A 26,736-nucleotide genomic window follows, 5' to 3' on the forward strand; every position below is an offset into this window, starting at 1 on the left:
GATAAACGCGAAAGCAATCGGGGAGCCTTCGGGCGCTAGAACCCGTAACTGGAGTTATACATGGCTAAGAAGATTCAAGCTTATATCAAGCTGCAAGTGAAGGCCGCTCAGGCCAATCCGTCGCCGCCGGTCGGCCCTGCTCTGGGTCAGCACGGCGTGAACATCATGGAATTCTGCAAGGCGTTCAACGCCAGGACCCAGGGTATGGAACCCGGTCTGCCGACTCCTGTGATCATCACCGTTTACAGCGACCGCAGCTTCACCTTTGAGACCAAGAGCACCCCGGCTTCCGTGCTGCTGAAAAAAGCGGCCGGCATCACCAGCGGCTCTCCGCGTCCTAACACCCAGAAAGTAGGCACCGTTACCCGTGCTCAGTTGGAAGAGATCGCCAAAGCCAAGAAGGCTGATCTGACTGCAGCTGACCTGGATGCGGCCGTGCGCAGCATCGCCGGTTCCGCTCGTAGCATGGGCCTGAACGTGGAGGGTGTGTAATGGCTAAGCTGACCAAGCGCCAAAAGGCAATTGCCGAGAAAGTAGAGGCTGGCAAACAGTACGGTTTCGAAGATGCCGCCAAACTGCTGGCCGAGTTGGCGACCTCCAAGTTCAAGGAGTCCGTCGACGTCTCCATCAACCTGGGCGTCGATCCGCGTAAATCCGACCAGGTCGTTCGTGGTGCAACCGTTCTGCCGAACGGCACCGGCCGGAGCGTCCGCGTTGCTGTGTTCACCCAGGGGCCGGCTGCTGAAGCTGCTCTGGCTGCCGGCGCTGAAAAAGTCGGTATGGACGAACTGGCCGCCGAAATGAAAGCTGGTGACCTGAACTATGACGTCGTAATCGCCTCTCCGGATGCGATGCGTGTTGTCGGTCAGCTGGGCCAGATCCTCGGTCCGCGCGGCCTGATGCCGAACCCGAAGGTCGGTACCGTAACTCCGGACGTCGCTACCGCCGTGAAGAATGCCAAAGCTGGTCAGGTGCGTTTCCGTACCGACAAGAACGGCATCATCCACGCCTCTGTCGGTAAGGTCGACTTCGAGCCGATCAAGCTGAAGCAGAACGTCGAAGCTCTGCTGGCTGATCTGAAGCGTCTGAAGCCGTCCACCTCCAAGGGCGTGTACCTGAAGCGCGTGACCCTGAGCACCACCATGGGCCCGGGTCTGCAGATCGATCAGGCTTCCCTCGAAGGCTAAGTGATAAAGGTGCGACGGACCAGTCCGTCGCACCAGGTATTGGGGTCCCTGCCTGGCGGGGGCTATCCAAGACCGTAGGCGGCGCAAGCCTCAAACTGGAAAGCGATTTCCGAGCCTACGCAGATGGTGCTCCCGATTCGTTTACCGAATCAGACACCAAAACGCCGTCCGGCCCCGGCTGGACGAAACGGTAACATCCAGGAGTTAGACCCGTGGCAATTAAACTCGAAGACAAGAAGGCCATCGTCGCTGAAGTCAACGAGGCTGCCAAAGCTGGCCTGTCCGCTGTCGTGGCTGATGCCCGTGGCGTGACCGTAGCCGCTATGACCGGACTCCGTAAAGAGGCCCGCGAAGCCGGTGTATATGTGCGTGTCGTACGTAACACCCTGGCTCGCCGCGCCGTTGCCGGCACTCAGTTCGAAGTGCTCAACGACGTGTTCAAAGGCCCGACCCTGATTGCGTTCTCTAACGAACATCCGGGCGCTGCTGCCCGTATCTTCAAAGAGTTCTCCAAGGGTCAGGACAAGTTCGAGATCAAGGCCGCTGCATTCGAGGGCCAGTTCCTCGCAGCCAATCAGATCGACGTACTGGCGACCCTGCCGACCTACAACGAAGCTGTTGCACAGCTGATGAGCGTGATCCAAGGCGCTACCAGCAAGCTGGCTCGTACTCTGGCGGCAATTCGCGACCAGAAAGAAGGCGCTGCTGCCTGATCCGGGCCGCATAACCCTCTTTCAAGCTGAATCTTTCAAATTTTGATGAGCCGCGAGGCCATCTACCAATACAGGAATTAGAGTCATGGCTCTGACCAACGAAGACATCATCAACGCCGTATCCGAAATGTCCGTCATGCAGATCGTTGAACTGATCAAGGCGATGGAAGAGAAGTTCGGTGTTACCGCTGCAGCTGCCGTTGCCGCTGGCCCGGCTGCCGCTGCTGCCGTTGCTGAAGAACAAACCGAGTTCAACATCATCCTGACCGAAGCCGGCGAGAAGAAAGTGAACGTGATCAAGGTCGTTCGCGAACTGACCGGTCTGGGTCTGAAAGAAGCCAAGGCAGTTGTTGACGGCGCCCCGGGCGTGGTCAAGGAAGGCGCTTCCAAGGAAGAAGCCGAAGCTGCGAAGAAGGCTCTGGAAGAAGCTGGCGCCAAAGTCGAGCTCAAGTAAGCGACGACCTTGCGTCAACAGCCGAAGCGCATCGCGCAAGGCTGACGGCTGGTGGCTTATGCCACCGGCCTTTTTCCGTTCTAGGTGGTTGTCTCAAGGCGCCACCTGGAATGTGACCCGACCTCCATTGGGAGGCGGAGCAAACCAAGGGGTTTGCACGATTTTCTGGCTACTCCCGTCGGAGGGGCCAAACAAGCAGGTGACCAAGCTGGGGAACGCTGATGGCTTACTCATACACTGAGAAAAAACGTATCCGCAAAGACTTTAGCAAGTTGCCGGACGTCATGGATGTACCCTACCTCCTGGCCATCCAGCTGGATTCGTATCGCGAATTCCTGCAGGCGGGAGTCAGCAAAGAGCAGTTCCGTGACATCGGCCTGCACGCGGCCTTCAAGTCTGTTTTCCCGATCATCAGCTATTCCGGTAACGCCGCTCTGGAATACGTTGGCTATCGCCTCGGCGAGCCGGCGTTCGATGTCAAGGAATGTGTGCTGCGTGGCGTGACCTTCGCCGTGCCGCTGCGGGTAAAAGTCCGTCTGATCATCTTCGACAAAGAGTCGTCGAACAAAGCGATCAAGGACATCAAGGAACAAGAAGTCTACATGGGGGAAATCCCCCTGATGACCGAGAACGGTACCTTCATCATCAACGGTACCGAGCGTGTCATCGTCTCCCAGCTGCACCGTTCTCCGGGTGTGTTCTTCGACCACGACCGTGGCAAGACCCACAGCTCGGGCAAGCTGCTGTACTCCGCTCGTATCATCCCCTACCGCGGTTCCTGGCTGGACTTCGAGTTCGATCCGAAGGACTGCGTGTTCGTTCGTATCGACCGTCGTCGCAAACTGCCGGCTACCGTCCTGCTGCGTGCGCTGAACTACAGCACTGAAGAAGTGCTGAATGCCTTCTATGCCACCAACGTCTTCCACGTGAAAGGCGAAGGTCTGCACCTGGAGCTCGTTCCGCAGCGTCTGCGCGGCGAAATCGCCGTGTTCGACATCAAGGACCAGAACGGCAAGGTGATCGTGGAGCAGGGCCGTCGTATCACTGCCCGCCACATCAACCAGCTGGAAAAAGCTGGCATCAAAGAGCTGGAAGTCCCTATGGACTACGTGCTGGGTCGTACCAGCGCCAAGGCCATCGTTCATCCGGCCACCGGCGAAATCATCGCCGAGTGCAACACCGAGTTGACCACCGACCTGCTGGTGAAGATCGCCAAGGCCCAGGTCGTCCGCATCGAAACGCTGTACACCAACGACATCGACTGCGGTCCGTTCATTTCGGACACCCTGAAGATCGACTCCACCGGCAACCAGCTGGAAGCCCTGGTCGAGATCTACCGCATGATGCGTCCCGGCGAGCCGCCGACCAAGGAAGCGGCCGAAACCCTGTTCAACAACCTGTTCTTCAGCGCCGAGCGTTACGACCTGTCCGCCGTCGGCCGCATGAAGTTCAACCGTCGTATCGGTCGCACCGAGATCGAAGGTTCGGGTGTGCTGAGCAAGGAAGACATCGTCGACGTACTGAAGACCCTGGTCGACATCCGTAACGGCAAGGGCATCGTCGACGATATCGACCACCTGGGTAACCGTCGCGTGCGTTGTGTCGGCGAGATGGCCGAGAACCAGTTCCGCGTTGGCCTGGTGCGCGTCGAACGCGCGGTCAAGGAACGCCTGTCGATGGCCGAAAGCGAAGGCCTGATGCCGCAGGACCTGATCAACGCCAAGCCGGTGGCTGCTGCGATCAAGGAATTCTTCGGCTCCAGCCAGCTGTCGCAGTTCATGGACCAGAACAACCCGCTCTCCGAGATTACCCACAAGCGCCGTGTTTCTGCACTCGGCCCAGGTGGTCTGACCCGTGAGCGCGCGGGCTTCGAGGTTCGTGACGTACACCCGACCCACTACGGCCGTGTGTGCCCGATCGAAACCCCCGAAGGTCCGAACATCGGTCTGATCAACTCCCTGGCGACCTACGCCCGCACCAACCAGTACGGCTTCCTGGAAAGCCCATATCGCGTTGTGAACGGCACCCAAGTGACCGACGAGATCGTCTTCCTCTCCGCTATCGAAGAGGCCGACCACGTGATCGCTCAGGCGTCCGCCACCCTCAACGAAAAGGGGCAGTTGGTCGACGAGCTGGTGGCCGTGCGTCACCTGAACGAATTCACTGTGAAGGCGCCGGAAGACGTCACCCTGATGGACGTCTCTCCGAAGCAGGTCGTTTCCGTCGCTGCCTCGCTGATTCCGTTCCTCGAACACGACGACGCCAACCGCGCACTCATGGGCTCGAACATGCAGCGTCAGGCCGTGCCGACTCTGCGTGCCGACAAGCCCCTGGTCGGTACCGGTATGGAGCGCAACGTTGCGCGCGACTCCGGTGTCTGCGTCGTGGCCCGTCGTGGCGGCGTGATCGACTCGGTCGATGCCAGCCGTATCGTGGTTCGTGTCAACGATGACGAAGTCGAGACTGGCGAAGCCGGCGTCGACATCTACAACCTGACCAAGTACACCCGCTCCAACCAGAACACCTGCATCAACCAGCGTCCGCTGGTGCAGAAGGGTGACGTGGTTGCTCGCGCCGACATCCTCGCCGATGGTCCGTCCACCGACATGGGTGAACTCGCCCTGGGTCAGAACATGCGCGTCGCGTTCATGCCCTGGAACGGCTTCAACTTCGAGGACTCCATCTGCCTGTCCGAGCGCGTGGTGCAGGAAGATCGCTTCACCACCATCCACATTCAGGAACTAACCTGTGTGGCGCGTGACACCAAGCTCGGCCCAGAAGAAATCACCGCAGACATCCCCAACGTGGGTGAGGCTGCGCTGAACAAGCTGGACGAAGCTGGCATCGTCTACGTCGGTGCGGAAGTCCAGGCGGGCGACATCCTGGTTGGCAAGGTCACTCCGAAAGGCGAGACCCAACTGACTCCGGAAGAGAAGCTGCTGCGTGCGATCTTCGGTGAGAAGGCGTCCGACGTGAAGGACACCTCCCTGCGCGTGCCGACTGGCACCAAGGGCACCGTGATCGACGTCCAGGTCTTCACTCGCGATGGCGTAGAGCGCGACTCCCGCGCGCTGTCCATCGAGAAGATGCAACTGGACGAGATCCGCAAGGACCTGAACGAAGAGTTCCGCATCGTTGAAGGCGCGACCTTCGAGCGTCTGCGTTCTGCCCTGGTCGGCCAGGTTGCCGAGGGTGGCGCTGGCGTCAAGAAAGGCACCGAGATCACCGACGAGTACCTCGACGGTCTCGAGCGCGGCCAGTGGTTCAAGCTGCGCATGTCGGAAGACGCGCTGAACGAGCAGCTGGAAAAGGCCCAGGCCTACCTGTCCGATCGTCGCCAGATGCTGGACGACAAGTTCGAAGACAAGAAGCGCAAGCTGCAGCAGGGCGACGACCTGGCTCCGGGCGTGCTGAAGATCGTCAAGGTCTACCTGGCCATCAAGCGTCGCATCCAGCCGGGCGACAAGATGGCAGGCCGTCACGGTAACAAGGGTGTGGTCTCCGTGATCATGCCGGTCGAAGACATGCCGCACGACGCCAACGGCACTCCGGTGGACATCGTCCTGAACCCGCTGGGCGTACCGTCTCGTATGAACGTCGGTCAGATCCTCGAAACCCACCTGGGCCTCGCGGCCAAGGGCCTGGGCGAAAAGATCAACCGCATGATGGAAGAGCAGCGCAAGATCGCTGAACTGCGCGAGTTCCTCCACGAGATCTACAACGAGATCGGTGGCCGTCAGGAAAGCCTGAACGAGCTGAGCGACCAGGAGATCCTGGACCTGGCGAAGAACCTGAAGGGCGGCGTACCCATGGCCACCCCGGTGTTCGACGGCGCCAAGGAAAGCGAAATCAAGGCCATGCTGAAGCTTGCCGACCTGCCGGAAAGCGGCCAGATGCGCCTGTTCGACGGCCGTACCGGCAACCAGTTCGAGCGTCCGACCACCGTCGGCTACATGTACATGCTCAAGCTGAACCACCTGGTCGACGACAAGATGCACGCACGTTCCACCGGTTCTTACAGCCTGGTTACCCAGCAGCCGCTGGGTGGTAAGGCGCAGTTCGGTGGCCAGCGTTTCGGGGAGATGGAGGTCTGGGCGCTGGAAGCCTACGGTGCCGCCTACACCCTGCAGGAAATGCTGACCGTGAAGTCGGACGACGTGAACGGCCGTACCAAGATGTACAAGAACATCGTGGACGGCGATCACCGCATGGAGGCCGGCATGCCCGAGTCCTTCAACGTGTTGATCAAAGAGATCCGCTCGCTCGGCATCGACATCGAACTGGAAACCGAATAACACGCGACGCCCAAAACGCTACGGCTGGTCAAGGCCGGTCGTAGCGGGTCCGTGAGGAGGAAAGGCCTTGAAAGACTTGCTGAATCTGTTGAAAAACCAGGGTCAAATCGAAGAGTTCGATGCCATCCGTATTGGTCTGGCCTCGCCCGAGATGATCCGTTCCTGGTCCTTCGGTGAAGTGAAGAAGCCGGAGACCATCAACTACCGTACCTTCAAACCGGAGCGCGATGGCCTGTTCTGCGCCAAGATCTTCGGCCCGGTGAAGGACTATGAGTGCCTGTGCGGTAAGTACAAGCGCCTCAAGCATCGCGGTGTGATCTGCGAGAAGTGCGGCGTAGAAGTCGCCCTGGCCAAGGTGCGCCGTGAGCGCATGGGCCATATCGAACTGGCTTCGCCGGTCGCCCACATCTGGTTCCTGAAGTCCCTGCCGTCCCGTATCGGCCTGCTGCTGGACATGACCCTGCGTGACATCGAGCGCGTGCTCTATTTCGAGAGCTACGTCGTAATCGATCCGGGCATGACCACCCTGGAAAAGGGCCAGCTGCTGAATGACGAGCAGTACTTCGAAGCCCTCGAAGAGTTCGGTGACGACTTCGACGCCCGTATGGGTGCCGAGGCTGTTCGCGAGCTGCTGAACGCCATCGACCTGGATCACGAGATCGGCCGCCTGCGCGAAGAGATTCCGCAGACCAACTCCGAAACCAAGATCAAGAAGCTGTCCAAGCGCCTGAAGCTGATGGAAGCCTTCAAGGACTCCGGCAACCATCCCGAGTGGATGGTCCTGACCGTCCTGCCGGTGCTGCCGCCGGATCTGCGCCCGCTGGTTCCGCTGGATGGCGGTCGTTTTGCGACTTCCGACCTGAACGATCTATATCGTCGCGTCATCAACCGTAACAACCGTCTGAAGCGCCTGCTTGACCTGGCTGCTCCGGACATCATCGTGCGCAACGAAAAGCGCATGCTGCAGGAAGCTGTCGACGCCCTGCTGGACAACGGTCGTCGTGGCCGTGCCATCACCGGTTCGAACAAGCGCCCGCTGAAGTCCCTGGCTGACATGATCAAGGGTAAGCAGGGCCGCTTCCGTCAGAACCTGCTCGGTAAGCGCGTGGACTACTCCGGCCGTTCGGTAATTACCGTAGGTCCGACCCTGCGCCTGCACCAGTGCGGTCTGCCCAAGAAGATGGCTCTGGAGCTGTTCAAGCCCTTCATCTTCGGCAAGCTGGAAGCCCGCGGCATGGCCACCACCATCAAGGCGGCCAAGAAGATGGTCGAGCGCGAACTGCCTGAGGTCTGGGACGTTCTCGCCGAAGTCATCCGCGAACACCCCGTACTGCTGAACCGCGCGCCGACCCTGCACCGTCTGGGTATCCAGGCGTTCGAGCCGGTCCTCATCGAAGGCAAGGCCATCCAGCTGCACCCGCTGGTCTGTGCTGCGTACAACGCCGACTTCGACGGTGACCAGATGGCCGTCCACGTTCCGCTGACCCTCGAGGCCCAGCTGGAAGCGCGCGCGCTGATGATGTCCACCAACAACATCCTCTCGCCCGCCAACGGCGAGCCGATCATCGTTCCGTCGCAGGACGTGGTTCTGGGTCTGTACTACATGACCCGCGAAGCCGTTAACGCCAAGGGCGAAGGTCGCGTGTTCGCGGACCTGCAGGAAGTCGACCGCGTGTTCCGCGCCGGCGAAGCGTCCCTGCACGCCCGTGTGAAAGTGCGCATCAACGAGACCGTGAAAGACAAGGACGGCTCGATTACCAAGAACACCCGTATCGTTGACACCACTGTCGGCCGTGCGCTGCTGTTCCAGGTGGTCCCGGCCGGCCTGTCGTTCGACGTGGTCAACCAGCCGATGAAGAAGAAGGCGATCTCCAAACTGATCAACCAGTGCTATCGCGTGGTAGGTCTGAAGGACACCGTCATCTTCGCTGACCAGCTGATGTACACCGGTTTCGCCTACTCGACCATTTCCGGTGTTTCCATCGGTGTGAACGACTTCGTCATCCCCGATGAGAAGGCGCGCATCATTGATGCCGCTACCGAAGAAGTGAAGGAAATCGAGTCCCAGTACGCCTCCGGCCTGGTAACCCAGGGCGAGAAGTACAACAAGGTGATCGACCTCTGGTCCAAGGCTAACGACGAAGTGTCCAAGGCGATGATGGCCAACCTCTCGAAAGAGAAGGTGGTCGATCGCGAAGGCAAGGAAGTCGACCAGGAGTCCTTCAACTCCATGTACATGATGGCGGACTCCGGTGCGCGGGGTTCCGCGGCCCAGATCCGTCAGCTGGCCGGTATGCGTGGCCTGATGGCCAAGCCGGACGGCTCCATCATCGAGACCCCGATCACCGCGAACTTCCGTGAAGGCCTGAACGTACTCCAGTACTTCATCTCCACCCACGGTGCTCGTAAGGGTCTGGCGGATACCGCGCTGAAGACCGCGAACTCCGGTTACCTCACCCGCCGTCTGGTTGACGTCGCCCAGGACCTGGTTGTGACCGAGGTCGACTGCGGCACCGAGCACGGCCTGCTGATGACCCCGCACATCGAAGGCGGCGACGTGGTCGAGCCCCTGGGCGAGCGCGTACTGGGCCGTGTCATCGCCCGTGACGTGTTCAAGCCGGGTTCCGACGAAGTCATCGTTCCGGCCGGTACCCTGGTCGACGAGCAGTGGGTTGAGTTCATCGAGCGCATGAGCGTCGACGAAGTGATCGTGCGTTCGCCGATCAGCTGCGAAACCCGCTACGGCATTTGCGCCAAGTGCTACGGTCGCGACCTGGCTCGTGGTCACCAGGTGAACATCGGTGAAGCGGTCGGCGTAATCGCTGCCCAGTCCATCGGTGAGCCGGGTACCCAGCTGACCATGCGTACCTTCCACATTGGTGGCGCGGCCAGCCGTACTTCGGCCGCGGACAACGTCCAGGTGAAGAACGGCGGTACCATTCGTCTGCACAACCTGAAGCACGTCGAAAACCTCAGCGGCAACCTGGTTGCTGTGTCCCGTTCCGGTGAGCTGGCCGTGGCTGACGACTTCGGTCGTGAGCGCGAGCGTTACAAGCTGCCGTACGGTGCTGTGATCTCGGTGAAGGAAGGTGACAAGGTCGACCCGGGCGCAATCGTTGCCAAGTGGGACCCGCACACCCACCCGATCGTGACCGAAATGAAGGGTACCGTTACCTTCGTCGGCATGGAGGAGGGCATCACCATCAAGCGCCAGACCGACGAACTGACCGGTCTGACCAACATCGAGGTTCTGGATCCCAAGGATCGTCCGGCAGCCGGCAAGGACATTCGTCCGGCCGTCAAGCTGGTGGACGCCAATGGCAAGGAGCTGCTGCTGCCGGGTACCGACGTGCCCGCCCAGTACTTCCTGCCGGCGAACGCCCTGGTTGGCGTGGCCGACGGTGCCCAGGTGGGCGTGGGTGATGTAATCGCCCGTATCCCGCAAGAAACCTCGAAGACCCGCGACATCACCGGTGGTCTGCCGCGCGTGGCCGACCTCTTCGAAGCGCGTCGCCCGAAAGAACCTTCGATCCTGGCGGAAATCAGCGGCACCATCTCCTTCGGCAAAGAGACCAAGGGCAAGCGCCGCCTGGTCATCACGCCGAACGACGGTACCGATCCTTACGAGGAGCTGATTCCGAAGTGGCGTCACCTGAACGTGTTCGAAGGTGAACAGGTGAACCGCGGTGAAGTGATCTCCGACGGTCCGAGCAACCCGCACGACATCCTGCGCCTGCTGGGTGTGAGTGCGCTGGCCAAGTACATTGTCAACGAGATCCAGGACGTGTACCGCCTGCAGGGCGTGAAGATCAACGACAAGCACATCGAAACCATCCTGCGTCAGATGCTGCGCAAGGTTGAGATTGCCGAGTCGGGTGACTCCAGCTTCATCAAGGGCGATCAGATGGAGCTGACCCAGGTGCTGGAAGAGAACGAGCGTCTGGCGACTGAAGACCGCTTCATCGCCAAGTTCGAGCGCGTCCTGCTGGGTATCACCAAGGCGTCGCTGTCGACCGAGTCGTTCATCTCCGCGGCTTCCTTCCAGGAAACTACCCGCGTCCTTACCGAGGCGGCAGTTACTGGCAAGCGCGACTACCTGCGTGGCCTGAAGGAGAACGTCGTCGTAGGTCGTCTGATTCCGGCCGGTACCGGCTTGGCCTACCACAGCGAGCGCAAGCGTCAGCGCGAGGCCGGCAAGCCGGTTCGAGTGAGCGCGAGCGAAGTGGAAGCAGCGCTGACCGAAGCGCTGAACTCCAGCAGCAGCTAAGTGCGACGCCCCTGACGACCTCGGTCGTTGGGGGCTTTGCCTTGACGGGGACATGGAGTCTCTTTAGACTCATGCACCCCTAAATTTGACAGGGCGCTTTGCCCTGTCATTTTGCTTTCTTTGTAAGGCAATAGCGTCGAAAGACAACAGTGGAGCAATTAGATGGCAACTATTAACCAGCTGGTGCGTAAGCCGCGCAGCCGTATCGTCGAGAAATCCGACGTACCTGCGCTGCAGAACTGCCCGCAGCGTCGTGGCGTATGCACCCGCGTCTACACCACCACGCCGAAAAAACCGAACTCCGCACTGCGTAAAGTGTGCCGTGTTCGCCTGACCAACGGCTTCGAAGTTACTTCGTACATCGGTGGTGAGGGTCACAACCTGCAAGAGCACAGCGTAGTGCTGATCCGTGGCGGTCGTGTAAAGGACCTTCCGGGTGTGCGTTACCACACCGTGCGCGGTTCGCTGGATACCACCGGCGTTAAAGACCGTAAGCAGGGTCGTTCCAAGTACGGTACCAAGCGTCCGAAGTAATTCGGTGCCTGACCAGTTTTCCTATTTATTGAGTCGATAAGAGTAAGGTCGGGCGTAACCGAATGGTTATGGTTCCGGGCTAACCTGAAGACCGTTTGAGGGCTTATCAATGCCAAGACGTCGTGTAGCAGCCAAGCGTGAGATCCTGGACGATCCGAAGTACGGAAGCCAGATTCTCGCCAAGTTCATGAACCACGTGATGGAAAGCGGCAAAAAGGCCGTAGCCGAGCGCATCGTTTACGGTGCCCTGGATACCGTCAAAACCCGCAAGAACAGCGATCCCCTGGAAATCTTCGAGAAAGCTCTCGACGCCATCGCTCCGCTGGTCGAAGTAAAGTCCCGCCGTGTTGGCGGTGCCACTTACCAGGTTCCGGTCGAAGTTCGTCCGTCCCGTCGTAATGCCCTGGCCATGCGCTGGCTGGTTGAATCCGCGCGCAAGCGTGGCGAGAAATCCATGGCCCTGCGTCTCGCAGGCGAGCTGCTGGATGCCTTTGATGGCAAAGGCGCTGCTGTCAAGAAGCGTGAAGACGTGCATCGCATGGCAGAGGCCAACAAGGCCTTCTCGCATTATCGCTTCTAATCTAGCGAGGATTTTTTCGTGGCTCGTACAACCCCTATCAACCGCTACCGTAACATCGGTATCTGCGCCCACGTAGACGCCGGTAAGACCACTACCACGGAGCGGATCCTGTTCTACACAGGTCTCAGCCACAAAATGGGTGAGGTGCACGACGGCGCCGCTACTACCGACTGGATGGTGCAGGAGCAAGAGCGTGGTATCACCATTACCTCTGCTGCCATCACCACCTTCTGGGAAGGTTCGCGTGGTCAGTACGACAAGTACCGCGTAAACGTCATCGACACCCCCGGTCACGTGGACTTCACCATTGAGGTGGAGCGTTCTCTGCGTGTGCTGGACGGTGCTGTTGTTGTGTTCTGTGGTACTTCCGGCGTTGAGCCTCAGTCCGAAACCGTATGGCGTCAAGCCAACAAGTACGGCGTTCCGCGTATTGTCTACGTGAACAAGATGGACCGTGCTGGCGCCAACTTCCTGCGCGTGGTCGGTCAGATCAAGAATCGCCTGGGTCACACCCCGGTTCCGGTTCAGTTGGCCATCGGTGCGGAAGACGAGTTCCAGGGGCAGGTCGACCTGCTGAAGATGAAGGCCATCTACTGGAACGAAGACGACAAGGGCACCTCTTATCGCGAGGAAGAGATTCCCGCTGAGCTGGTGGACCTGGCCAACGAGTGGCGCAACAACATGGTTGAGGCTGCTGCTGAGGCCAACGAAGAGCTGATGAACAAGTACCTGGAAGAAGGTGAGCTGACGATCGAGGAGATCAAGGCCGGCCTGCGTCAGCGTACTATCGCCTGCGAAATCGTTCCGGCTGTCTGCGGTTCCTCTTTCAAGAACAAGGGCGTGCCGCTGGTTCTTGACGCTGTCATCGACTTCCTGCCGGCTCCGACCGAGATCCCTGCGATCAAGGGCGTTCACCCGGACAGCACCGACGACAACGAAATCCACGACGAGCGTCCTGCAGACGATGGCGCGCCGTTCTCTGCGCTGGCGTTCAAGATCGCTACCGACCCGTTCGTCGGTACCCTGACCTTCGTTCGTGTCTACTCGGGCGTTCTGGAGTCTGGCCAGTCGGTCATCAACTCCGTGAAGGGTAAAAAAGAGCGCGTTGGTCGTATGGTGCAGATGCACGCCAACCAGCGTGACGAGATCAAAGAAGTGCGCGCGGGCGACATCGCTGCGTTGATCGGCATGAAGGATGTCACCACTGGTGACACTCTGTGCGACATCGACAAGCCGATCATCCTTGAGCGCATGGACTTCCCGGAGCCTGTCATCTCGGTAGCTGTTGAGCCGAAGACTAAAGCTGACCAGGAGAAGATGGGTATCGCCCTCGGCAAGCTGGCCCAGGAAGACCCGTCGTTCCGCGTCAAGACCGACGAAGAAACCGGCCAGACCATCATTTCTGGCATGGGTGAGCTGCACCTGGATATCCTCGTCGATCGCATGAAGCGCGAGTTCGGCGTCGAGGCCAACATCGGCAAGCCGCAGGTTTCCTACCGCGAAACCATCACCAAGGAAAATGTCGAGATCGAAGGCAAGTTCGTTCGTCAGTCCGGTGGTCGTGGTCAGTTCGGTCACTGCTGGATTCGTTTCTCGGCTGCCGATGTGGACGAGAAAGGCAACATCACTGAGGGTCTGGTGTTCGCCAACGAAGTCGTGGGTGGTGTGATTCCGAAGGAATACATTCCTGCGATCCAGAAGGGCATCGAGGAGCAGATGAAGAACGGCGTTGTCGCCGGCTACCCGCTCATCGGCCTGAAGGCTTCCGTGTTCGATGGTTCCTACCACGACGTCGACTCCAACGAGATGGCGTTCAAGATCGCTGCCTCCATGGCGACCAAGCAGCTGGCCCAGAAGGGCGGCGGTAAAGTGCTTGAGCCGATCATGAAGGTAGAGGTGGTGACCCCCGAGGACTACATGGGTGACGTGATGGGTGACCTGAACCGTCGTCGTGGCCTGATTCAGGGGATGGAAGACAGCGTTTCCGGTAAGGTAATTCGTGCCGAGGTTCCGCTGGGCGAGATGTTCGGTTATGCGACCGACGTGCGTTCCATGTCCCAGGGTCGCGCGAGCTACTCCATGGAATTCTCCAAATACGCCGAAGCTCCGTCGAACGTCGTCGAAGCACTGGTTAAAAAACAAGGTTGATTCAGCCCTTTAAGTAAGAGGTTTACTGTCGTGGCTAAAGAAAAATTTGAACGTAACAAACCGCACGTCAACGTTGGCACCATCGGTCACGTTGACCATGGCAAGACCACTCTGACTGCTGCTCTGACCAAGGTCTGCTCCGAGACCTGGGGCGGTTCCGCTCGTGCGTTCGACCAGATCGACAACGCGCCGGAAGAGAAGGCTCGCGGTATCACCATCAACACTTCCCACGTTGAGTACGATTCCGCTGTTCGTCACTACGCTCACGTTGACTGCCCTGGTCACGCTGACTATGTGAAGAACATGATCACTGGTGCTGCCCAGATGGACGGCGCGATCCTGGTTTGCTCTGCTGCTGACGGCCCCATGCCGCAGACTCGCGAGCACATCCTGCTGTCCCGTCAGGTAGGTGTTCCCTACATCGTCGTGTTCCTGAACAAGGCCGACATGGTTGACGATGCTGAGCTGCTGGAACTGGTCGAGATGGAAGTTCGCGACCTGCTGAACACCTACGACTTCCCGGGCGACGACACTCCGATCGTGATCGGTTCCGCTCTGATGGCCCTGGAAGGCAAGGACGACAACGAAATCGGCGTTTCCGCCGTTCGTAAGCTGGTTGAGACCCTGGACTCCTACATTCCGGAGCCGGTACGTGCCATTGACCAGCCGTTCCTGATGCCGATCGAAGACGTGTTCTCCATCTCCGGCCGCGGCACCGTGGTAACCGGTCGTGTTGAGCGTGGCATCGTCAAGGTTCAGGAAGAAGTGGAAATCGTCGGTATCCGTGCGACCACCAAGACCACCTGCACCGGCGTTGAAATGTTCCGCAAGCTGCTCGACGAAGGTCGTGCTGGTGAGAACGTTGGCGTCCTGCTGCGCGGCACCAAGCGTGACGACGTAGAGCGTGGTCAGGTTCTGGCCAAGCCGGGCACCATCAAGCCGCACACCAAGTTCGAGTGCGAAGTGTACGTGCTGTCCAAGGAAGAAGGCGGTCGTCACACTCCGTTCTTCAAGGGCTACCGTCCGCAGTTCTACTTCCGGACCACTGACGTGACCGGTAACTGCGAACTGCCGGAAGGTGTCGAGATGGTAATGCCGGGCGACAACGTCAAGATGGTTGTTACCCTGATCGCTCCGATCGCCATGGAAGATGGCCTGCGCTTCGCGATCCGCGAAGGCGGTCGTACCGTTGGCGCCGGCGTGGTTGCCAAGATCTTCGAGTAATCGAATATCTTGCTAAAAAGGAGGGGCCCTTCGGGGCCCTTTTCTTTTGGTTGGTCAAAAGTTGACACCCCCATGGCGCGTCCGTACAATCACGCCTCCTTTTAACGGGCGTAGTCCGTCCGTTAGGGAAAGCAGAGATAGAGTCTGAGGTCAAAATGCAAAACCAACAAATCCGTATTCGGTTGAAGGCTTTTGACCATCGCCTGATCGATCAATCCACCCAGGAAATCGTGGAAACCGCGAAACGTACTGGTGCTCAGGTGCGTGGTCCTATTCCTCTGCCTACTCGCAAAGAGCGGTACACCGTTCTGATCTCCCCGCACGTCAACAAAGACGCGCGTGATCAGTACGAAATTCGTACCCACAAGCGTGTTCTGGACATCGTCCAGCCGACGGATAAAACCGTCGATGCGCTGATGAAGCTCGACCTTGCGGCAGGCGTGGAAGTGCAGATCAGCCTCGGCTAATAACCTTCGGGTTTTAGTCGTGTAACGCTCTGAAATGGGCGGCCATAGCGGGTGAAAGCCCCGTACACTCATGAGGTTTACAACATGACTATTGGTGTAGTCGGTCGTAAGTGCGGCATGACCCGCATTTTCACCGAAGAAGGCGTCTCCATTCCGGTTACGGTCATCGAGATCGAGCCGAATCGTGTGACCCAGTTCAAAAACGAAGAGAGCGATGGCTATCGCGCTGTGCAGGTAACTGTCGGTGAGCGTCGTGCCTCTCGTGTGACCAAGGCGCAAGCCGGTCATTTCGCCAAGGCGAGCGTGGCTGCTGGTCGCGGTGTCTGGGAATTCCGTCTTGAAGAAGGCGAGTACCAGGCTGGTGATCAGATCACTGCCGAGCTGTTCCAGGCGGGTCAACTGGTAGATGTTACCGGTCAGTCCAAGGGTAAAGGCTATGCCGGTACCATCAAGCGCTGGAACTTCCGTGGTCAGGACAACACCCACGGTAACTCCGTTTCCCACCGCGCCCCGGGTTCTATTGGCCAGTGCCAGACTCCTGGTCGTGTCTTCAAGGGCAAGAAGATGTCCGGTCACCTCGGTGCCGAGCGTGTGACTGTTCAGTCCCTGGAAGTTGTGCGTGTCGATGCAGAACGCAATCTGCTGCTGGTCAAGGGTGCCGTTCCTGGCGCTACCGGCGGTGATGTGGTTGTGCGTCCGGCAGCCAAGGCTCGCGGTTAAGAGGGGAAGCTGAGATGCAACTGAATGTAAATGGCGCTCAGGCTATCGAAGTCAGCGAGCGCACCTTTGGCGGTGAGTTCAACGAGACCCTGGTTCATCAGGCTGTCGTAGCCTACATGGCTGGTGGCCGTCAGGGCACTCGCGCGCAAAAGACCCGCTCCGAAGTTTCCGGTGGCGGCAAGAAGCCGTGGCGTCAGAAGGGCACTGGTCGTGCTCGTGCTGGCACCATTCGTAGCCCCATCTGGCGCTCCGGTGGCACCACTTTCGCAGCCAAGCCGCAAGATCACTCCCAGAAGCTCAACAAGAAGATGTACCGCGCAGCTCTGCGCTCCATCCTCGCTGAGCTGGTTCGTCAAGAGCGCCTGGTTGTGGTTGAAGACTTCGCTGTCGATGCACCCAAAACCAAGACTCTGCTGGGCAAGCTGAACGGCTTGGGTCTGACCGACGTGCTGATCGTTTCCGAGGGCGTCGACCAGAACCTGTACCTTGCAGCTCGCAACCTGCCGCACGTTGATGTTCGTGATGTGCAGGGTTCCGACCCGGTCAGCCTGATCGCCTACGACAAGGTGCTCATCACCGTGTCTGCCGTGAAGAAATTCGAGGAGCTGCTGGGATGAACCAGGAACGCGTATTCAAGGTGCTGGTTGGTCCGCACGTCTCCGAGAAAGCCACGATGCTGGCGGACAGCAAGGGCCAATTCGTTTTCAAGGTTGCTACTGATGCAACCAAGCTGGAAATCAAGAAGGCTGTCGAAAGCCTGTTCAGCGTGAAAGTCGCTCGTGTCACCACCCTGAATGTCAAGGGTAAGACCAAGCGCACTGTTCGCGGTCTGGGCAAGCGTAACGACTGGAAGAAGGCGTACATCGCTCTTCAGCCGGGCCAAGATCTCGATTTCGCCAGCAGCGCTGAGTAAAGGGGTGCATCATGGCAATCGTTAAATGCAAGCCGACCTCCGCTGGCCGCCGTTTTGTGGTCAAGGTGGTCAACCAGGAGCTGCACAAAGGCGCTCCTTACGCACCGCTGGTCGAGAAAAAATCGAAATCCGGTGGTCGTAACAACAACGGCCGCATCACCACTCGCCACATTGGTGGTGGTCACAAGCAGCACTACCGTCTGGTCGACTTCCGTCGCAACAAGGATGGCATTCCTGCCACCGTTGAGCGTATCGAATACGATCCGAACCGTACTGCTCACATCGCGCTGCTGAAGTACGCTGACGGCGAGCGCCGCTACATCATCGCTCCGAAAGGCGTGAGTGCTGGCGACCAGCTGATCTCCGGTGTTAACTCGCCGATCAAGGCTGGTAACACCCTGCCGCTGCGCAACATTCCCGTAGGTAGCACCATTCACGGTGTCGAGCTCAAGCCTGGCAAGGGTGCGCAAATCGCCCGTTCCGCTGGCGCTTCTGTTCAGCTGGTTGCCCGCGAAGGCGCCTATGTGACCCTGCGTCTGCGTTCCGGCGAGATGCGTAAAGTGCTGGCTGAGTGCCGTGCGACCCTGGGCGAAGTCTCGAACTCCGAGCACAGCCTGCGTTCGCTGGGTAAAGCTGGTGCCAAGCGTTGGCGTGGTGTTCGCCCGACCGTTCGCGGCGTGGCAATGAACCCGGTAGACCACCCGCATGGTGGTGGTGAAGGTCGTACCTCTGGTGGCCGTCATCCGGTGTCTCCGTGGGGCTTCCCGACCAAGGGTGCGAAGACCCGCGCGAACAAGCGCACCGACAACATGATCGTCCGTCGCCGTAAATAACTGAGGATACGACAGTGCCGCGTTCTCTGAAAAAAGGTCCTTTTATCGATCTTCACCTACTGAAGAAGGTCGAAGTGGCGGTGGAAAAGAATGATCGCAAGCCGGTGAAAACCTGGTCGCGCCGTTCCATCGTACTGCCGCAAATGGTCGGTCTGACCATCGCTGTTCATAACGGTCGTCAACACGTCCCGGTCCTCGTGAACGAAGACATGGTCGGCCACAAACTGGGCGAGTTCGCTGCCACCCGCACCTATCGCGGTCATGCTGCGGACAAGAAAGCCAAGCGTTAAGGGGTAAGGAACGATGGAAGTAGCCGCTAAGCTGTCGGGCGCTCGAATCTCCGCCCAGAAAGCCCGCTTGGTCGCCGACCAGATCCGCGGGAAGAAGGTGGGCGAAGCGCTCAACCTGTTGACTTTCAGCAGCAAGAAAGCCGCTGAAATCATGAAGAAAGTGCTCGAATCGGCCGTGGCCAACGCCGAGCACAACGAAGGCGCAGACGTGGATGACCTGAAGGTTTCCACCGTTTTCGTTAACGAAGGGCGTTCGCTGAAGCGCATCATGCCGCGTGCCAAAGGCCGTGCTGATCGCATCGTCAAGCGGTCTTGCCATATCACTGTCAAGGTTGCGGACAAGTAACGGAGTCGATCAGATGGGTCAGAAAGTACATCCCACTGGCATTCGCCTGGGCATCGTCAAGGAGCACACCTCCGTTTGGTACGCAGATAAGCGCACTTATGCCGATTATCTGTTTGCCGACCTGAAGGTGCGTGAGTACCTCCAAGACAAACTAAAAAGCGCGTCCGTAAGCCGTATCGATATTCATCGTCCGGCTCAAACCGCACGCATCACCATCCACACCGCTCGTCCCGGCATCGTGATCGGCAAGAAAGGTGAAGATGTTGAGAAGCTGCGTCAGGACCTGACCAAGCAAATGGGTGTGCCGGTGCACATCAACATCGAAGAGATCCGCAAGCCGGAGCTCGACGGTATGCTGGTTGCGCAGAGCGTAGCTCAGCAGCTTGAGCGTCGCGTGATGTTCCGTCGCGCCATGAAGCGTGCTGTACAGAACGCCATGCGTATTGGTGCCAAGGGCATCAAGATCCAGGTGAGTGGTCGTCTCGGTGGCGCTGAAATCGCCCGTACCGAGTGGTATCGCGAAGGTCGTGTGCCTCTGCACACCCTGCGTGCCGATATCGACTACGCAACCTATGAAGCGCACACCACCTACGGTGTGATCGGTGTGAAGGTTTGGATCTTCAAGGGTGAGGTCATCGGTGGCCGCCAGGAAGAGCTGAAGCCGGTAGCGCCCGCTCCTCGTAAAAAAGCTGCTAAGTAAGGGGTACGCCAAATGCTGCAACCAAAGCGTACGAAGTTCCGCAAGCAGATGACCGGCCACAACCGTGGTCTGGCTCAGCGCGGTAGCAAGGTCAGCTTCGGCGAGTTCGCGCTGAAGGCTACTGGCCGTGGTCGTCTCACTGCCCGCCAGATCGAGGCTGCACGTCGTGCCCTCACCCGTCACGTGAAGCGTGGCGGCAAGATCTGGATCCGTGTGTTCCCTGACAAGCCTGTTACCAAAAAGCCCCTCGAAGTTCGTATGGGTAAAGGTAAGGGTGGCGTCGAGTATTGGGTAGCCCAGATTCAACCGGGCAAGGTCCTGTACGAGATCGAGGGTGTTTCCGAAGAGCTGGCGCGTGAGGCATTCGCCCTGGCTGCTGCAAAGCTGCCGCTCGCCACCTCCTTTGTTAAGCGGACGGTGATGTGATGAAAGCGAATGAACTTCGTGAAAAATCCGTACAGCAGCTGAACGAGCAACTGCTCGGCCTGCTGCGCGACCAGTTCAATCTGCGTATGCAGAAAGCAACTGGCCAGTTGGGGCAGTCTCACCTGCTCTCGCAAGTGAAGCGCGACATCGCTCGCGTGAAAACTGTGCTCAACCAGCAAGCAGGTAAGTAATCATGGCTGAAGCTCAGAAAACCGTCCGTACGCTGACCGGCCGTGTCGTCAGCGACAAGATGGACAAGACCATCACCGTTCTGATTGAGCGCCGCGTCAAGCACCCGATCTACGGTAAATACGTGAAGCGTTCGACCAAGCTGCACGCCCACGACGAAACCAACCAGTGCCGTATCGGCGACAAGGTCACCATTCGTGAGACCCGCCCGCTGGCCAAGACCAAGTCCTGGTCCCTGGTGGAAGTCGTCGAACGTGCCGTGGAAGTCTAAGGACTAAGGGTCGGAGAAAGATATGATTCAGACTCAATCCATGCTCGACGTCGCTGACAACAGCGGTGCTCGTCGCGTTATGTGCATCAAGGTCCTTGGTGGTTCGCACCGTCGTTACGCTGGTATCGGCGACATCATCAAAGTGACCGTGAAGGAAGCGATTCCGCGCGGCAAGGTGAAGAAAGGCCAGGTGATGACCGCTGTTGTGGTCCGCACCAAGCACGGCGTTCGTCGCCCTGACGGCTCGATCATCCGCTTCGACGGCAACGCCGCCGTCCTGCTGAACAACAAGCAGGAGCCGATCGGCACCCGTATCTTCGGGCCCGTGACCCGTGAACTGCGTTCCGAGAAGTTCATGAAGATCGTCTCGCTCGCCCCCGAAGTGCTGTAAGGAGAAGCCGTCATGCAAAAGATTCGTCGTGACGACGAGATCATCGTCATCGCCGGCAAGGACAAGGGCAAACGTGGCAAGGTGCTGAAGGTTCTCGCTGACAGCCGTGTGCTGGTCGGTGGTGTAAATCTGATCAAGCGCCACACCAAGCCCAATCCTATGGCCGGTGTCCAAGGCGGTATCGTCGAGCGAGAGGCGCCTCTGCACCTCTCCAACGTGGCCATCTTCAATGCCGAAACCAACAAGGCTGATCGCGTTGGTTTCAAAGTTGAAGACGGTAAGAAAATTCGTGTCTTCAAGTCGACCCAAAAGCCGGTTGATGCTTGAAAACTGCTAGGTAGATAACCATGGCACGACTGAAAGAGATTTACCGGAACGAAATCGCTCCCAAGCTGAAGGAAGAACTTCAGCTTGCCAACGTGATGGAAATTCCGCGCATCACCAAAATCACCCTGAACATGGGCCTCGGCGAAGCCATCGGTGACAAGAAAGTCATCGAGAGCGCTGTGGCCGACCTGGAAAAGATCACCGGTCAGAAGGTCGTAGTGACCTATGCCCGCAAGTCGATTGCAGGTTTCAAGGTTCGTGAGGGTTGGCCGATCGGTGTCAAGGTAACCCTGCGCCGTGATCGCATGTACGAGTTCCTGGATCGTCTGCTGTCTATCTCCCTGCCGCGCGTGCGTGACTTCCGCGGCCTGAATGCCAAGTCCTTCGATGGTCGTGGCAACTACAGCATGGGCGTTAAAGAGCAGATCATCTTCCCGGAAATCGATTACGACAAAATCGATGCGCTGCGCGGTCTGGATATCACCCTGACCACCACCGCCCGTACGGACGAAGAAGGTCGTGCCCTGCTGCGCGCCTTCAACTTCCCGTTCCGCAACTGATTGGAGTAGGAACATGGCCAAACAGAGCATGAAGAACCGCGAGCTGAAGCGTCAGCAGACGGTTGCTAAGTACGCCAAGAAGCGTGCTGAGCTGAAGGCTACCATCGCCAACCCGAACTCCACTCCGGAAGCTCGTTGGGAAGCCCAGGTCGCCCTGCAGAAGCAGCCCCGTGACGCCAGTGCCTCGCGCCTGCGTAACCGCTGCCGCATCACCGGCCGTCCGCACGGCGTTTACCGCAAGTTCGGCCTTGGCCGTAACAAGCTGCGTGAAGCTGCCATGCGTGGTGATGTGCCTGGTCTGGTTAAAGCCAGCTGGTAATGATCGACGGCTAGGCTGGCTTCGTCCGGCCAAGCCCAGGTCACTCGAATCAAGCCCCTTTTGGGGCTTGATTCGTTTCTGGAGTATCTCTAGAATGTCCGGCTCGCCCGGGCCTGGCATCAGTCCGTCCAGTGTTCGCGCGTGACTCTAGCCGCAAGGCTATTTCTTTTTGTATCAGGAGCATCTAGCCCATGAGTATGCAGGACCCGTTAGCGGACATGCTAACTCGTATCCGTAATGCCCAGATGGCTGAAAAGTCTGTCGTAAGCATGCCGTCCTCCAAGCTGAAGGTGGCAGTGGCCAACGTTCTGAAGAGCGAAGGTTACATCACAGGATACCAAGTCAGCAGCGACATCAAGCCTCTGCTGTCCATCGAGCTGAAGTACTTCGAAGGCCGTCCGGTCATCGAGGAGCTGAAGCGCGTAAGTCGTCCTGGCCTGCGCCAGTACAAGTCCGTCGATCAGCTGCCGAAAGTACGTGGCGGCCTGGGCGTGTCGATCGTTTCCACCAACAAGGGTGTGATGACTGATCGTGCTGCTCGCGCTGCTGGTGTTGGTGGCGAAGTGCTCTGCACTGTGTTCTAAGGGGGGTTGAAAGCATGTCTCGCGTTGCTAAGAACCCCGTCAAGCTGCCTGCTGGCGTCGAAGTCAAGATCGCTGGTCAGCAGCTTTCGGTGAAGGGTGCCAAGGGCGCTCTCGAACTGAAAGTGCACCCGTCCGTGGAAGTTCTGGAAGAGTCCGGTGAGCTGCGTTTTGCTGCTCGCAATGGCGATCAGCAGAACCGTGCCATGGCCGGTACCACCCGTGCGTTGGTCAACAACATGGTGATCGGCGTCAGCCAAGGCTTCGAGCGCAAGCTCCAGCTGGTCGGCGTTGGTTACAAAGCTCAGGCCAAAGGTCAAACGCTGTCCCTGGCTCTCGGCTTCTCGCATCCGGTGGATTACGAACTGCCGCAAGGCATCACTGCTGAAACCCCCAGTCAGACCGATATCCTGATCAAGGGCATCGACAAGCAGCTGGTTGGTCAAGTGGCCGCCGAGATTCGCGACTTCCGTCCGCCGGAGCCTTACAAAGGCAAGGGTGTGCGTTACTCCGACGAAGTCGTGCGTCGTAAAGAAGCTAAGAAGAAGTAGGGCATAGCAAATGAGCGTAAAGAAAGAAACTCGTCTGCGTCGCGCTCGCAAGGCACGCCTGAAAATGCGCGAGCTGGAAGCCGTACGCCTCTGCGTGTACCGCTCTTCCCAGCACATCTACGCCCAGGTCATTTCGGCCGACGGCGCCAAGGTTCTGGCCAGTGCCTCGACCCTGGACAAAGAACTGCGTGACGGCGCCACCGGCAACGTCGACGCGGCCAAGAAGGTTGGTCAGCTGGTTGCCGAGCGTGCGAAAGCCGCAGGCGTCACTCAGGTGGCATTCGATCGTTCTGGCTTCAAGTACCACGGCCGCGTCAAGGCGCTGGCTGATGCTGCTCGTGAAGGCGGGCTGGAGTTCTAAGTTATGGCAAATAACGAGCAAAAGCGCGACGAAGGCTACATCGAGAAGCTGGTCCAGGTTAATCGCGTTGCCAAGACCGTAAAAGGTGGTCGTATCTTCACCTTCACCGCGCTGACTGTTGTTGGCGACGGCAAAGGTCGTGTTGGTTTCGGTCGCGGCAAGTCCCGCGAAGTGCCGGCTGCCATCCAGAAAGCGATGGAAGCTGCCCGCCGCAACATGATCCAGGTTGATCTGAACGGTACCACCCTGCAGTACCCGATCAAGTCCGCCCATGGCGCCTCCAAGGTGTTCATGCAGCCGGCTTCCGAAGGTACCGGTATCATCGCCGGCGGCGCCATGCGCGCTGTTCTGGAAGTGGCCGGTGTGCAGAACGTTCTGGCCAAGTGCTACGGCTCCACCAATCCGGTGAACGTGGTTTACGCCACTTTCAAGGGTCTGAAGAACATGCAGTCCCCTGAGTCCGTTGCGGCCAAGCGTGGTAAGAGCGTCGAGGAGATTCTCTAATCATGGCAACTGTCAAAGTAACGCTGATCAAGAGCGTTAACGGCCGTCTGGCTAACCACAAGGCTTGCGTCAAGGGTCTCGGCCTGCGTCGCATTGGTCACACCGTAGAGGTTCAGGACACTCCTGAAAACCGCGGCATGATCAACAAGGCTTACTACCTTCTGCGTGTCGAGGGTTAATCCATGAAACTGAACGATCTGCGTTCCGCGCCGGGTGCCCGTCGCGAAAAGCACCGTCCGGGCCGTGGCATCGGTAGCGGTTTGGGTAAGACTGGTGGCCGCGGTCACAAAGGTCAGACCTCCCGCTCTGGTGGCACCATTGCTCCGGGCTTCGAAGGCGGCCAGCAGCCGCTGCACCGCCGTCTGCCGAAGTTCGGCTTCGTATCTCTGAAAGCTATGGATCGCGCCGAAGTGCGTACCTCCGAGCTGGCCAGGGTCGAAGGCGACGTCGTCACTGTGCAGGCGCTGAAGGATGCCAACGTGATTAACCAGAACGTACAGCGTGTGAAAGTCATGCTGTCCGGCGACGTTACTCGCGCGGTCACCCTGAAGGGTATCGCCGCCACCAAAGGTGCGCGTGCGGCTATCGAAGCAGCTGGCGGTAAGTTCGAGGACTAAATGGCTAAGCAAGGTGCTCTCTCCGCGCTCAGCAATGGCGGGTTGTCCGAGCTCTGGGCTCGACTGCGTTTCCTGTTCCTGGCGATCATCGTCTACCGGATCGGCGCGCACATCCCAGTGCCCGGTATAAACCCTGACCGGCTGGCCGAGCTGTTCCGGCAGAACGAGGGGACCATTCTTAGCCTGTTCAACATGTTCTCCGGCGGCGCGCTGGAGCGGATGAGTATCTTTGCGCTGGGGATCATGCCGTACATCTCGGCGTCGATCATCATGCAGCTCATGACCGCTATCAGCCCGCAGCTTGAGCAGTTGAAGAAGGAAGGTGAAGCTGGCCGTCGCAAGATCAGCCAGTACACCCGCTACGGCACTGTAGCTCTGGCATTGGTCCAGGCCATCGGCATGTCCGTTGGTCTGGCCAGTCAGGGTGTCGCGTTCTCGACTGATTTCGGCTTCTACTTCGTGGCTGTCACCACCTTCGTGGCTGGTGCGATGTTCATGATGTGGTTGGGCGAGCAGATCACTGAGCGCGGTGTCGGCAACGGTATCTCGATGCTGATTTTTGCTGGCATCGTGGCCGGTCTTCCGAGAGCGATTGGGCAGTCCTTCGAGTCTGCTCGTCAGGGCGATATCAACATCTTCGCCTTGGTCGCCATCGGTCTGTTGGCAGTAGCGATCATCGGTTTCGTGGTGTTCATCGAGCGTGGCCAGCGTCGCATTGCGGTGCACTACGCCAAGCGTCAGCAAGGTCGTAAGGTCTTCGCTGCGCAAACCAGCCACCTGCCGTTGAAGGTGAACATGGCCGGCGTAATTCCGGCTATTTTCGCCAGCAGCATCTTGCTGTTCCCGGCCTCTCTGGGCGCCTGGTTTGGCCAGTCCGAAAGCATGGGCTGGCTGCAGGACGTCGCACAGGCTATCGCTCCTGGTCAACCGTTGAACATTCTGCTGTTTAGTGCAGGGATCGTATTCTTCTGCTTCTTCTACACAGCGCTGATGTTCAATCCGAAAGACGTGGCGGAGAACCTGAAGAAGTCCGGTGCCTTTATTCCGGGCATCCGTCCGGGCGAGCAGTCGGCGCGCTATATCGATGGCGTACTGACCCGCTTGACCATGTTCGGTGCTCTGTACATGACGGCTGTTTGCCTGCTTCCCCAGTTCCTGGTGGTGGCAGCGAACGTACCGTTCTACCTTGGCGGGACCTCGTTGCTGATCGTGGTTGTGGTTGTGATGGACTTTATGGCCCAAGTACAATCCCACCTCGTTTCGCACCAGTACGAATCCCTGATGAAGAAAGCCAACCTGAAGGGCTACGGCAGCGGCATGCTCCGCTGACCCAGTTCCGTAAGGTTCTAGGAGTTACTGATGAAAGTTCGTGCATCGGTGAAAAAGCTGTGCCGTAACTGCAAAATTATTCGCCGCGAAGGTGTCGTGCGAGTGATCTGCAGCGCGGAACCGCGTCACAAGCAGCGCCAAGGCTGAGTGTGATTCACGCGTTATGAGCCCGGCAGCTAGTGCGCTGCCGGGTTGATTATTCGTTTTTACAGCGCTAATATCGCGCGCCCTTTTCTTGGCTTCCGGGGCGTAGGTAGCTGTCAACTGGAGTTTCACTGAATGGCCCGTATTGCAGGCGTCAACATTCCAGATAACAAGCACACTGTTATCTCGCTGACCTACATCTACGGTGTTGGTCGCACCACCGCGCAGAACATTTGCGCTGTCACCGGCGTTAACCCGGCGGCAAAGATCAAGGATCTCTCTGACGAGCAGATCGAACAGCTGCGTGGCGAAGTCGCGAAGCTCACCACTGAAGGTGACCTGCGTCGCGAAATCAACATGAACATCAAGCGTCTGATGGATCTGGGCTGCTACCGCGGTCTGCGTCACCGTCGTGGTCTGCCTGTTCATGGTCAACGCACCAAGACCAACGCGCGTACCCGTAAGGGCCCGCGTAAGCCGATCCGCAAGTAATTG

General features: G+C 58.7%; 34 protein-coding genes. All 34 read left to right on the forward strand.

The genetic code is table 11. The features are described from left to right. Positions 1-60: 60 nt before the first annotated feature. Positions 61-492 (forward strand): 50S ribosomal protein L11, encoded by a 432-nt coding sequence (gene rplK, locus THL1_RS03470; protein WP_069081964.1) that lies wholly within the window; start codon positions 61-63, stop codon positions 490-492. Further along, positions 492-1,187, forward strand: coding sequence for a 50S ribosomal protein L1 (gene rplA / locus THL1_RS03475; RefSeq protein WP_016490523.1), 696 nt, complete (start codon positions 492-494; stop codon positions 1,185-1,187). Before rplK ends, rplA begins: the two co-directional genes overlap by 1 nt. Positions 1,188-1,399: 212 nt before the next feature. Next, positions 1,400-1,900: a 50S ribosomal protein L10 gene (gene rplJ, locus THL1_RS03480; RefSeq protein ID WP_069081965.1), complete on the forward strand. Its 501-nt coding sequence runs from the start codon at positions 1,400-1,402 to the stop codon at positions 1,898-1,900. An 85-nt stretch (positions 1,901-1,985) separates the two neighbouring features. Next, positions 1,986-2,354, forward strand: coding sequence for a 50S ribosomal protein L7/L12 (gene rplL, locus THL1_RS03485; RefSeq protein WP_069081966.1), 369 nt, complete (start codon positions 1,986-1,988; stop codon positions 2,352-2,354). 221 nt (positions 2,355-2,575) lie between these two features. Then, a complete protein-coding gene (rpoB, locus tag THL1_RS03490; RefSeq protein ID WP_069081967.1) occupies positions 2,576-6,649 on the forward strand; it encodes a DNA-directed RNA polymerase subunit beta in 4,074 nt (1,357 codons plus the stop codon). A 67-nt stretch (positions 6,650-6,716) separates the two neighbouring features. Next, positions 6,717-10,916, forward strand: coding sequence for a DNA-directed RNA polymerase subunit beta' (gene rpoC, locus THL1_RS03495; RefSeq protein WP_069081968.1), 4,200 nt, complete (start codon positions 6,717-6,719; stop codon positions 10,914-10,916). A gap of 162 nt (positions 10,917-11,078) precedes the next feature. Further along, positions 11,079-11,450 carry a 30S ribosomal protein S12 gene (rpsL, locus tag THL1_RS03500; protein ID WP_044870883.1) on the forward strand — a complete coding sequence of 124 codons (372 nt, stop codon included), beginning with the start codon at positions 11,079-11,081 and terminating at the stop codon, positions 11,448-11,450. Positions 11,451-11,559: 109 nt separating this feature from the next. Beyond that, the gene (rpsG, locus tag THL1_RS03505; protein WP_069081969.1) at positions 11,560-12,030 is read left to right on the forward strand and encodes a 30S ribosomal protein S7; all 471 of its coding nucleotides are present in this window, start codon (positions 11,560-11,562) and stop codon (positions 12,028-12,030) included. 18 nt (positions 12,031-12,048) lie between these two features. Then, positions 12,049-14,178 carry an elongation factor G gene (gene fusA / locus THL1_RS03510; RefSeq protein WP_069081970.1) on the forward strand — a complete coding sequence of 710 codons (2,130 nt, stop codon included), beginning with the start codon at positions 12,049-12,051 and terminating at the stop codon, positions 14,176-14,178. 30 nt (positions 14,179-14,208) lie between these two features. After that, the gene (gene tuf, locus THL1_RS03515; protein WP_069081961.1) at positions 14,209-15,402 is read left to right on the forward strand and encodes an elongation factor Tu; all 1,194 of its coding nucleotides are present in this window, start codon (positions 14,209-14,211) and stop codon (positions 15,400-15,402) included. A 155-nt stretch (positions 15,403-15,557) separates the two neighbouring features. Continuing rightward, positions 15,558-15,869 (forward strand): 30S ribosomal protein S10, encoded by a 312-nt coding sequence (gene rpsJ / locus THL1_RS03520; protein ID WP_003243886.1) that lies wholly within the window; start codon positions 15,558-15,560, stop codon positions 15,867-15,869. An 84-nt stretch (positions 15,870-15,953) separates the two neighbouring features. Further along, complete coding sequence (gene rplC, locus THL1_RS03525; protein WP_069081971.1) at positions 15,954-16,589, forward strand: 50S ribosomal protein L3; 636 nt, start codon at positions 15,954-15,956, stop codon at positions 16,587-16,589. Between the two features lie 14 nt (positions 16,590-16,603). Then, positions 16,604-17,206 (forward strand): 50S ribosomal protein L4, encoded by a 603-nt coding sequence (gene rplD / locus THL1_RS03530; RefSeq protein ID WP_069081972.1) that lies wholly within the window; start codon positions 16,604-16,606, stop codon positions 17,204-17,206. Continuing rightward, positions 17,203-17,502 (forward strand): 50S ribosomal protein L23, encoded by a 300-nt coding sequence (gene rplW / locus THL1_RS03535; RefSeq protein ID WP_028629287.1) that lies wholly within the window; start codon positions 17,203-17,205, stop codon positions 17,500-17,502. The genes rplD and rplW overlap by 4 nt, the downstream gene beginning before the upstream one ends. Before the next feature lie 11 nt (positions 17,503-17,513). Beyond that, complete coding sequence (gene rplB, locus THL1_RS03540; RefSeq protein WP_069081973.1) at positions 17,514-18,335, forward strand: 50S ribosomal protein L2; 822 nt, start codon at positions 17,514-17,516, stop codon at positions 18,333-18,335. A 14-nt stretch (positions 18,336-18,349) separates the two neighbouring features. Next, positions 18,350-18,625, forward strand: coding sequence for a 30S ribosomal protein S19 (rpsS, locus tag THL1_RS03545; RefSeq protein WP_027590504.1), 276 nt, complete (start codon positions 18,350-18,352; stop codon positions 18,623-18,625). A gap of 13 nt (positions 18,626-18,638) precedes the next feature. Continuing rightward, entirely contained in the window at positions 18,639-18,971 is a 333-nt protein-coding gene (gene rplV / locus THL1_RS03550; RefSeq protein ID WP_007161246.1) for a 50S ribosomal protein L22, read from the forward strand. Between the two features lie 13 nt (positions 18,972-18,984). Then, the gene (gene rpsC / locus THL1_RS03555; protein WP_028629286.1) at positions 18,985-19,671 is read left to right on the forward strand and encodes a 30S ribosomal protein S3; all 687 of its coding nucleotides are present in this window, start codon (positions 18,985-18,987) and stop codon (positions 19,669-19,671) included. 12 nt (positions 19,672-19,683) lie between these two features. Then, the gene (gene rplP / locus THL1_RS03560) at positions 19,684-20,097 is read left to right on the forward strand and encodes a 50S ribosomal protein L16 (protein WP_016490537.1); all 414 of its coding nucleotides are present in this window, start codon (positions 19,684-19,686) and stop codon (positions 20,095-20,097) included. Then, complete coding sequence (gene rpmC / locus THL1_RS03565) at positions 20,097-20,288, forward strand: 50S ribosomal protein L29 (RefSeq protein WP_016490538.1); 192 nt, start codon at positions 20,097-20,099, stop codon at positions 20,286-20,288. Before rplP ends, rpmC begins: the two co-directional genes overlap by 1 nt. Before the next feature lie 2 nt (positions 20,289-20,290). Further along, positions 20,291-20,557 carry a 30S ribosomal protein S17 gene (gene rpsQ, locus THL1_RS03570; protein WP_003448733.1) on the forward strand — a complete coding sequence of 89 codons (267 nt, stop codon included), beginning with the start codon at positions 20,291-20,293 and terminating at the stop codon, positions 20,555-20,557. 22 nt (positions 20,558-20,579) lie between these two features. Then, entirely contained in the window at positions 20,580-20,948 is a 369-nt protein-coding gene (rplN, locus tag THL1_RS03575; protein ID WP_003448734.1) for a 50S ribosomal protein L14, read from the forward strand. Between the two features lie 12 nt (positions 20,949-20,960). Continuing rightward, positions 20,961-21,275, forward strand: coding sequence for a 50S ribosomal protein L24 (gene rplX / locus THL1_RS03580; protein WP_069081974.1), 315 nt, complete (start codon positions 20,961-20,963; stop codon positions 21,273-21,275). A 20-nt stretch (positions 21,276-21,295) separates the two neighbouring features. Continuing rightward, entirely contained in the window at positions 21,296-21,835 is a 540-nt protein-coding gene (gene rplE / locus THL1_RS03585; RefSeq protein WP_069081975.1) for a 50S ribosomal protein L5, read from the forward strand. A 13-nt stretch (positions 21,836-21,848) separates the two neighbouring features. Then, the gene (rpsN, locus tag THL1_RS03590; protein ID WP_028629283.1) at positions 21,849-22,154 is read left to right on the forward strand and encodes a 30S ribosomal protein S14; all 306 of its coding nucleotides are present in this window, start codon (positions 21,849-21,851) and stop codon (positions 22,152-22,154) included. A gap of 191 nt (positions 22,155-22,345) precedes the next feature. Next, positions 22,346-22,738 carry a 30S ribosomal protein S8 gene (gene rpsH, locus THL1_RS03595; RefSeq protein WP_069081976.1) on the forward strand — a complete coding sequence of 131 codons (393 nt, stop codon included), beginning with the start codon at positions 22,346-22,348 and terminating at the stop codon, positions 22,736-22,738. Between the two features lie 14 nt (positions 22,739-22,752). Continuing rightward, positions 22,753-23,286, forward strand: coding sequence for a 50S ribosomal protein L6 (gene rplF, locus THL1_RS03600; RefSeq protein WP_069081977.1), 534 nt, complete (start codon positions 22,753-22,755; stop codon positions 23,284-23,286). A gap of 10 nt (positions 23,287-23,296) precedes the next feature. Then, positions 23,297-23,647: a 50S ribosomal protein L18 gene (rplR, locus tag THL1_RS03605; RefSeq protein ID WP_044872684.1), complete on the forward strand. Its 351-nt coding sequence runs from the start codon at positions 23,297-23,299 to the stop codon at positions 23,645-23,647. A gap of 3 nt (positions 23,648-23,650) precedes the next feature. After that, positions 23,651-24,151 (forward strand): 30S ribosomal protein S5, encoded by a 501-nt coding sequence (gene rpsE, locus THL1_RS03610; protein ID WP_028629279.1) that lies wholly within the window; start codon positions 23,651-23,653, stop codon positions 24,149-24,151. A 2-nt stretch (positions 24,152-24,153) separates the two neighbouring features. Further along, on the forward strand, positions 24,154-24,330 hold the full coding sequence (gene rpmD, locus THL1_RS03615) for a 50S ribosomal protein L30 (RefSeq protein WP_016490545.1): 177 nt from the start codon (positions 24,154-24,156) through the stop codon (positions 24,328-24,330). Positions 24,331-24,333: 3 nt separating this feature from the next. Beyond that, on the forward strand, positions 24,334-24,768 hold the full coding sequence (rplO, locus tag THL1_RS03620) for a 50S ribosomal protein L15 (protein WP_069081978.1): 435 nt from the start codon (positions 24,334-24,336) through the stop codon (positions 24,766-24,768). After that, positions 24,769-26,097, forward strand: a complete 1,329-nt coding sequence (secY, locus tag THL1_RS03625) for a preprotein translocase subunit SecY (protein ID WP_069081979.1) — start codon at positions 24,769-24,771, stop codon at positions 26,095-26,097. Between the two features lie 30 nt (positions 26,098-26,127). Further along, positions 26,128-26,244 carry a 50S ribosomal protein L36 gene (gene rpmJ / locus THL1_RS03630; protein ID WP_002555468.1) on the forward strand — a complete coding sequence of 39 codons (117 nt, stop codon included), beginning with the start codon at positions 26,128-26,130 and terminating at the stop codon, positions 26,242-26,244. A 132-nt stretch (positions 26,245-26,376) separates the two neighbouring features. Beyond that, positions 26,377-26,733: a 30S ribosomal protein S13 gene (gene rpsM / locus THL1_RS03635; protein ID WP_028629276.1), complete on the forward strand. Its 357-nt coding sequence runs from the start codon at positions 26,377-26,379 to the stop codon at positions 26,731-26,733. The last annotated feature ends 3 nt before the right edge of the window (positions 26,734-26,736 follow it).

It is taken from the genome of Pseudomonas sp. TCU-HL1, from assembly GCF_001708505.1.
Lineage (GTDB): Bacteria > Pseudomonadota > Gammaproteobacteria > Pseudomonadales > Pseudomonadaceae > Metapseudomonas.

Bases quoted from the DNA above. Each gene is read 5' to 3' on its own strand.
- rplF (WP_069081977.1), top strand. From the start codon at position 22,753: ATGTCTCGCGTTGCTAAGAACCCCGTCAAGCTGCCTGCTGGCGTCGAA.
- rplX (WP_069081974.1), top strand. From the start codon at position 20,961: ATGCAAAAGATTCGTCGTGACGACGAGATCATCGTCATCGCCGGCAAG.
- rpoB (WP_069081967.1), top strand. From the start codon at position 2,576: ATGGCTTACTCATACACTGAGAAAAAACGTATCCGCAAAGACTTTAGC.
- rpsH (WP_069081976.1), top strand. From the start codon at position 22,346: ATGAGTATGCAGGACCCGTTAGCGGACATGCTAACTCGTATCCGTAAT.
- rplA (WP_016490523.1), top strand. From the start codon at position 492: ATGGCTAAGCTGACCAAGCGCCAAAAGGCAATTGCCGAGAAAGTAGAG.
- rplB (WP_069081973.1), top strand. From the start codon at position 17,514: ATGGCAATCGTTAAATGCAAGCCGACCTCCGCTGGCCGCCGTTTTGTG.
- rpmC (WP_016490538.1), top strand. From the start codon at position 20,097: ATGAAAGCGAATGAACTTCGTGAAAAATCCGTACAGCAGCTGAACGAG.
- rplV (WP_007161246.1), top strand. From the start codon at position 18,639: ATGGAAGTAGCCGCTAAGCTGTCGGGCGCTCGAATCTCCGCCCAGAAA.
- rpsM (WP_028629276.1), top strand. From the start codon at position 26,377: ATGGCCCGTATTGCAGGCGTCAACATTCCAGATAACAAGCACACTGTT.
- rplL (WP_069081966.1), top strand. From the start codon at position 1,986: ATGGCTCTGACCAACGAAGACATCATCAACGCCGTATCCGAAATGTCC.
- rplP (WP_016490537.1), top strand. From the start codon at position 19,684: ATGCTGCAACCAAAGCGTACGAAGTTCCGCAAGCAGATGACCGGCCAC.
- rpsC (WP_028629286.1), top strand. From the start codon at position 18,985: ATGGGTCAGAAAGTACATCCCACTGGCATTCGCCTGGGCATCGTCAAG.
- rpmJ (WP_002555468.1), top strand. From the start codon at position 26,128: ATGAAAGTTCGTGCATCGGTGAAAAAGCTGTGCCGTAACTGCAAAATT.
- rplN (WP_003448734.1), top strand. From the start codon at position 20,580: ATGATTCAGACTCAATCCATGCTCGACGTCGCTGACAACAGCGGTGCT.
- rplW (WP_028629287.1), top strand. From the start codon at position 17,203: ATGAACCAGGAACGCGTATTCAAGGTGCTGGTTGGTCCGCACGTCTCC.
- rpsG (WP_069081969.1), top strand. From the start codon at position 11,560: ATGCCAAGACGTCGTGTAGCAGCCAAGCGTGAGATCCTGGACGATCCG.
- rpsQ (WP_003448733.1), top strand. From the start codon at position 20,291: ATGGCTGAAGCTCAGAAAACCGTCCGTACGCTGACCGGCCGTGTCGTC.
- rplD (WP_069081972.1), top strand. From the start codon at position 16,604: ATGCAACTGAATGTAAATGGCGCTCAGGCTATCGAAGTCAGCGAGCGC.
- rpsJ (WP_003243886.1), top strand. From the start codon at position 15,558: ATGCAAAACCAACAAATCCGTATTCGGTTGAAGGCTTTTGACCATCGC.
- rplC (WP_069081971.1), top strand. From the start codon at position 15,954: ATGACTATTGGTGTAGTCGGTCGTAAGTGCGGCATGACCCGCATTTTC.
- rplR (WP_044872684.1), top strand. From the start codon at position 23,297: ATGAGCGTAAAGAAAGAAACTCGTCTGCGTCGCGCTCGCAAGGCACGC.
- rplE (WP_069081975.1), top strand. From the start codon at position 21,296: ATGGCACGACTGAAAGAGATTTACCGGAACGAAATCGCTCCCAAGCTG.
- rpsL (WP_044870883.1), top strand. From the start codon at position 11,079: ATGGCAACTATTAACCAGCTGGTGCGTAAGCCGCGCAGCCGTATCGTC.
- secY (WP_069081979.1), top strand. From the start codon at position 24,769: ATGGCTAAGCAAGGTGCTCTCTCCGCGCTCAGCAATGGCGGGTTGTCC.
- rplO (WP_069081978.1), top strand. From the start codon at position 24,334: ATGAAACTGAACGATCTGCGTTCCGCGCCGGGTGCCCGTCGCGAAAAG.
- rpmD (WP_016490545.1), top strand. From the start codon at position 24,154: ATGGCAACTGTCAAAGTAACGCTGATCAAGAGCGTTAACGGCCGTCTG.
- rpsN (WP_028629283.1), top strand. From the start codon at position 21,849: ATGGCCAAACAGAGCATGAAGAACCGCGAGCTGAAGCGTCAGCAGACG.
- rpsE (WP_028629279.1), top strand. From the start codon at position 23,651: ATGGCAAATAACGAGCAAAAGCGCGACGAAGGCTACATCGAGAAGCTG.
- rplK (WP_069081964.1), top strand. From the start codon at position 61: ATGGCTAAGAAGATTCAAGCTTATATCAAGCTGCAAGTGAAGGCCGCT.